Source organism: Phenylobacterium sp., from assembly GCF_030697925.1.
GTDB lineage: Bacteria > Pseudomonadota > Alphaproteobacteria > Caulobacterales > Caulobacteraceae > Phenylobacterium.
Map to the genome: position 1 here is coordinate 1 of NZ_JAUYOJ010000105.1, position 5,578 is coordinate 5,578.

General features: G+C 68.3%; 5 protein-coding genes. 1 reads left to right on the forward strand and 4 read right to left on the reverse strand.

Annotated elements, in window-relative coordinates:
* Window positions 1-310: 310 nt before the first annotated feature.
* The 4 genes from Q8Q88_RS10025 to Q8Q88_RS10040 are packed head-to-tail and all read right to left on the reverse strand — an operon-like array spanning window position 311 to window position 4,261.
* Complete coding sequence (locus Q8Q88_RS10025; RefSeq protein ID WP_305675050.1) at window positions 311-1,126, reverse strand: SDR family oxidoreductase; 816 nt, start codon at window positions 1,124-1,126, stop codon at window positions 311-313.
* 17 nt (window positions 1,127-1,143) lie between these two features.
* Window positions 1,144-2,640, reverse strand: a complete 1,497-nt coding sequence (locus Q8Q88_RS10030) for an AMP-binding protein (protein WP_305675051.1) — start codon at window positions 2,638-2,640, stop codon at window positions 1,144-1,146.
* Window positions 2,640-3,656, reverse strand: a complete 1,017-nt coding sequence (locus Q8Q88_RS10035) for an NAD(P)-dependent alcohol dehydrogenase (RefSeq protein WP_305675052.1) — start codon at window positions 3,654-3,656, stop codon at window positions 2,640-2,642. Before Q8Q88_RS10035 ends, Q8Q88_RS10030 begins: the two co-directional genes overlap by 1 nt.
* Entirely contained in the window at window positions 3,653-4,261 is a 609-nt protein-coding gene (locus Q8Q88_RS10040) for a carboxymuconolactone decarboxylase family protein (RefSeq protein WP_305675053.1), read from the reverse strand. The genes Q8Q88_RS10035 and Q8Q88_RS10040 overlap by 4 nt, the downstream gene beginning before the upstream one ends.
* Window positions 4,262-4,609: 348 nt before the next feature.
* On the opposite strand from Q8Q88_RS10040, the gene Q8Q88_RS10045 reads away from it, so the two are divergent.
* The coding region (locus Q8Q88_RS10045; RefSeq protein WP_305675054.1) for a TonB-dependent receptor at window positions 4,610-5,578 on the forward strand (969 nt) is incomplete at its 3' end.

Genomic DNA, 5,578 nt, shown 5'->3' on the forward strand with positions numbered 1-5,578 from the left:
GGAAAACGCTCTTGGCCAGGTCCAGGCCGATCGTTGTAATCTCCATCTGGGTGGCTCCCTTCGCTCGTGGTGGTTTCGACAACTTCCACAAGCCTGGCGCTCAGATGCCGTGAGCGGGAGCCATCCACCCCATCTGCTCTCCAGCACCCAGCCTTTGGCTGAGCCGGACGCCCAGGACCCGCGCGGCGCCGCTAAAGCTGCCGGTCGCGGCAACCCTGTGGGTCGTTTCCAGTTCGATGGCGAGGAGCCGGGTCGAACCGCTCACAGACCGCTTCATGTGGAGAGCCGGGCAGCGGCGAGGGCGGCCCAGTTAGGCGTTTTGAGCTTCGGCATGTCCGATCATCCGCCGCCACGCACGCCCGGATAGCCGGAGTACGGTGGCGCGCGGCAACAGACGGGCGAGCAGCGGCGTCACTTTGTTGCCTCTACCGGGCGCCAGGTGCGATCTGTTGCGGCTCAAGGCTTCGAGAGCGGCGTCGGCGACCTCGTCCGGCGCCTGACCGGCGCCAACCAGGGGAGAACCAGCATCGCTCGCCACTGCCGCGAAGTTGGATTTCGTGCCGCCAGGACACAGGGCGAGGATCCGGACGCCACGCTCTGCGTACTCGCCGTGCAGCGCCTCGGTGAAGTAGAGGACGAACGACTTGGACGCCGAATAGACGCTCGCCCATGGCACGGGAATGAAGGCCGCCGTGGACGCGACGTTGATGACCCCGCAGCCATCCCTGCCCAGCATGTCTGGCAGGTAGAGGTGGCAAAGCTCGACCGGCGCCTGGACGTTTAGGGCCAGCATATCGGCATATGTTACGCGCTCGAACTCGAGGAACCCGCCCCACTTGCCGAAGCCGGCGTTGTTGATCAGAAGATCGACGCCTATGCCGGCTTCCGTGGTCCTGGCGTGAAGGCGTTCGGCTGCGCCGGCCTTTGCAAGATCCATCGCGACGACATCGATACGAACACGATGCTTGGCGCGCAATTCGACGGCGAGTGCCGATAGTGCGGCTTCCGAACGCGCCACCAGGACGAGGTTCGCGCCACGGCTGGCGAGCGCCCGGGCGAACGCCTCGCCGATCCCCGACGACGCTCCGGTCACGAGGGCGGTCTTGCCTGCGAAACCAAAGGACATGCTGCGCTCCGACCCGGTCAAATCTGGCGGTCCCGGCCCGCCCAGTAGGGCGCGCGCAGGTCTTTCTTCATGAGCTTGCCGGCGGCATTGCGCGGCAGGTCCGACCGGAATTCCACGGTTCGCGGCGCCTTGAAGTGAGCGATCCGCTCCCGGCACCAGGCGATCAAGGCGTCCTGGGTCAGGTCCGGGTCCGAACAGATCACCAGCGCCTTGACCTGCTCGCCCCATTCGTCGTCCGGAACGCCGAGGACGCAGCAGTCGGTCACTCTGGGGTGTTCAGAGAGGCAGGCCTCGACCTCGGCCGGGTAGATGTTCACGCCGCCCGAGACGATGAGGTCGATCTTGCGGTCGACGAGGAACAGGTAGCCGTCGGCGTCGACGTACCCCATGTCTCCGACCGTCACCAGGCCGTCGGGTCGACGCGAAGCCGCCGTCTTTTGCGGATCGCCGTGGTACTCTGGCGCGGAGGACCCGCCGCCCAGATAGACCGTTCCGATCTCGCCGGCCGCCACCGGCGCCCCCTCGTCGTCGAGGATCGCCAGGGCGACGCCGGGGGCCGGGCGTCCCACGGTCCCGGGCCTGGCCAGCCATTCCTGCGAGGTCACATGCAGCGATGCCGGCGCATCGGTGGCGCCATAGTATTCGTGCACGATCGGGCCGACCCATTCGATGAAGGCTTGCTTGACGGCGGGCGGGCAGGGCGCAGCGCCGTGGACGACGGACCTCAGCGCACTCAGGTCGGAACGCGCACGCGCCTCGGCCGGCAGACGCATCAGCCGCACCATCATGATCGGCACGATGTGGCTGGTCGCGATGGCCCGCTCGCTGACCAGCTGCAGGAAGCTGGCCTCGTCGAAGTGCCGCATGAGGTGGAGACTCTCGCCTGCTGCCAGCGCCGAAGCGGCGAAGGACAAGGGCGCGGCGTGGTAGAGTGGCCCGGTGACCAGGTGCGCGCCCTCCGGCGGGAAATCGAAGGCCTGGGCCTGGCCGGCGAGGGCGGCGATGAAGGCCTCGGCGGATGGCGCTGCAGGATGGAGCACACCCTTTGGCCTGCCGGAGGTGCCCGACGAATAGAGCATCAGCCGGCCGGCCGGTCCTGCCGGCAGATCGCCAGCCCCGGTCGAGCGCAGCGCCTCGAAGTCGCGCCCCAACACCACCAGCGGCAGATCCGGCGCGGCCGCCCGGGCGAGGGTCTCGTAGACCTCGTCGACGAACAGCAGGTCGATTTCGGCGTCCTGCAGGATGTAGGCGGCCTCAGAGACCGCCAGCCGCCAGTTGACCGGTACGATGGTCGCCCCCGCGCGGATCGCGGCCCAAAGGACCTCCCAGTATTCGATACGGTTCGCGGAGAGCAGCCCCACCTTCAGCGGCCGTTCCGATCGCGCCAGGAGGGCCGAGGCGACGCCGGCGATGTGCGCCTCCAGGTCCCCCCAGGTGATCGTCGCGCCCCCGTCCTCGGAGATCGCGAGGTCGTCGCGGTGGGTGGCGGCTCGGCTGAAGAGGGGAGGCGGCATCATGCGCCCTCGTTTTCAAGGACCATCCGGAAGCGCACGTCCTGCGCCCGGACCAGGGTGAGCGCCTTGTTCACCGCGCTCATCGGCAAGGTCTCGCCCACCGCGGCGATGTCGTGCTGCGCGGCGAAGGCGAGCATCTGGTTGGCGTCGTGACGTCCGCCCGACGCGACGCCCACGACGGCGCGCTGGCCCAGCACCAGCCGCCCGAGCACGCTGATCTGGCCCGGGCTGTTGCCGACCAGGCAGAGTTTTCCGTTCGGCCGTAGCGCCGAGATGAAGGGGTTGAAGTCGACCTTGCCGTGCACGGTGGAGATGATCACGTCGAGCGAACTCCTAAGCGCGGCCAGCGCTTCGGGGTCGGAGCTGTCCACCACCGACCGGGCGCCAAGCCGCTGCACCAGGGCCATGTCCTCAAGGCTCGGCGCCAGGGTGAAAGCCGTGACCTCGTGCCCCATCTTGGCGGCGAACTGCAGGCCCACGTGACCCAGTCCGCCAACCCCCAGCATGCCTACCCGCATGCCCGCCGAGGTGTGCTTGCGCAGGGCGTTGTACATGGTCAGGCCGGCGCACATGAGCGGCGCGGTCATGGCGGACGCCAGCGCGTCGGGAAGGGCGAAGGCGAAGGCCGCATCAAGCTGCACCGTGTCGGCGAAGCCGCCGGGCGCGCCGCCGCCCGCCGTGGCCGAGCCGTCAACGCACAGCTGCTCGTGCCCGGTTTCGCAGCAGGCGCACTGCAGGCAGGCCGAGCGCTGCGGCCCGACCCCCACGCGCTGGCCGACCTGCAGGTGCTTCACCGCCGAGCCCCGCTCGGCGACGTGGCCGACGATCTCGTGGCCGGGGACGATCGGGAAGGGGGTGCGCTTGAAGGCGTTGTCGATCAGGTCGATGTCGCTGTAGCAGATGCCGCAATGGCTGACCGCAATGCGCACCTCGTGCGGCTCCAGGCGCGGGAGGTCGTAGGCCAAGGGTGTGAGGGCCGCGCCCGCCGAGGTCGCCGCATAGCCGTGGGCCCTCATGCCGCCACCCCGCTGGCGAAGGCGGAATGCGAAGGCGTCGACGGCTCCAGGCCGACCCGCAGCGCGTTGAGCGTCATCGCCGCCAGTCGATAACCGCCGCAGACGAACACGATGTCCATCAGCTGGCGCATGTCGTAGTGGCCGGCGAGTTCGGCCCACAGCGGGTCGCCGATGTTATCCTCGGCGAGCAGCGCCTCCACGGCGCGCAGCAGGGCGCGTTGCCTGACCGACCAGCCCGCCGCCTCGGCGCCCTGGACACAGCGGTCGATATCTTCGGCGGCCAGACCGCGCCGCTGGGCGATGACCGCATGATGGCTGAATTCGTACTCGGCCCGGCAGAGCCAGGTCGTGCGCAGGATGATGAGTTCGACCTCCGTCGGCTCGAGGTGGGTCTCGGCGAAGATATAGCCGACGAAGGGGGTCCAGCTGCGCATCAGCTGCGGATGGCGCGCCAGGGTGAGCAGGATGTTCGCCGTGGGGCTCGATGCGACCCGCGGCGCAAGTTCAGCGCGCGTCACCTCATCGAGCTCCTCCAGTCGCAGCACCGGGAGGCGCGGACCGCCACGGGCCATGCTCTGCCCCTCTTTCGTTCCGTGCGGCGTCACGCGGCCATCTCCACAGCCAGGAAATCGTATCGAGTTCTTGGTGCGCTCATCTTCGTCTCCTCCACCCGTCCTGGCGAGCCGACCCCGTGTCGACTTTCGCCAACCGTTTCGGCCGCCTCGGGCCACTAAGAAAACATTACGGTTGGCAAATCAACCGAAATGTTCCAAACGTTCCTCGCGGCGTCGCCGCAGAAAGCAAGCGCACCGCGCCGCCGCTCCGGTGGGAACAAGACGGATGCCGCTAGGGAGGACATGAAGGTGGGGAACAGTCAGTGTCGGGAGTTTGGGTACGGAGCGCGCCGTCGGCGTGCGTTGTTGACGGGATGCGCCGCGGCTCTCCCCGTCGCGATGCTCCTTGCCGGGGCAGCTCAGGCGGAGCCGGCCGACACCGAAGTCGGCGAGGTCATCGTCACGGCCCTGAAGCGGTCCGAGTTGCTGAGTAACGTGGGGGCGTCGGTCACGGCGATCTCCAGCGAACAGCTGCGGTCGACGCGGGTGGAGGGCGTCGGCGAACTGGCCGGTTACACCCCCAATGTCGATATCAAGTCGAATAGCCCCGGCGCCAACGTGGTGGTGACGATCCGCGGTGTCGGCATCGACGACTTCAGCACCACGGTGAGTCCGGCCGCCGGCGTCTATGTTGACGAGGTCCCGCTGAGCTCGCTGGCGCTGATGGGGCTGAGCCTGTTCGATCTCGAACGGGTGGAAGTGCTTCGCGGGCCGCAGGGCACGCTCTACGGCCGCAACTCCATCGCCGGGGCCATCAACATCCTGTCGGCCCGGCCGGGGAGCGAGTTCGGCGGCTATGTGGAGACGGGTTACGCAAACTATGACCGCTTCGAGCTCACGGGCGCCGTGGACCTGCCGGTCAGCGACGACCTCGCCTTCCGCGTCAGCGGCAAGACCGTGCAGCAGGCAGAGGGCTACTGGCGCAGCAACCTGCTCGCCGACGGAACCCCGGGATCACGGCGGATCGGCGAGCAGCACGCCACGGCGCTGCGCGTCCAGGCGGCCTACAGCCCGACCTCCTACCTCCGGTTCAACCTCAAGCTGGAAGGCGAGCGGTCGCGCTCGGAAACCGGGCCCCTGAGCTTCTTCGGCTCGTTCAAGATGGGCTCGCCGTTCGTGCTCTGTGACCCGGTGCGCGCCGATCGGGTCGACAACACCCAGTGCACCGACGCCTTCGGCTACCGGAACCTGAACGCGAAGCCCGAATATCATGGCGACTGGATCGGCAATTTTCCGCTGCGTCTGCGGCAGGTCGGGGGCGCCCTGCACACGACAGTGGACTTCTCGGGCGCGCAGCTCGACCTGATC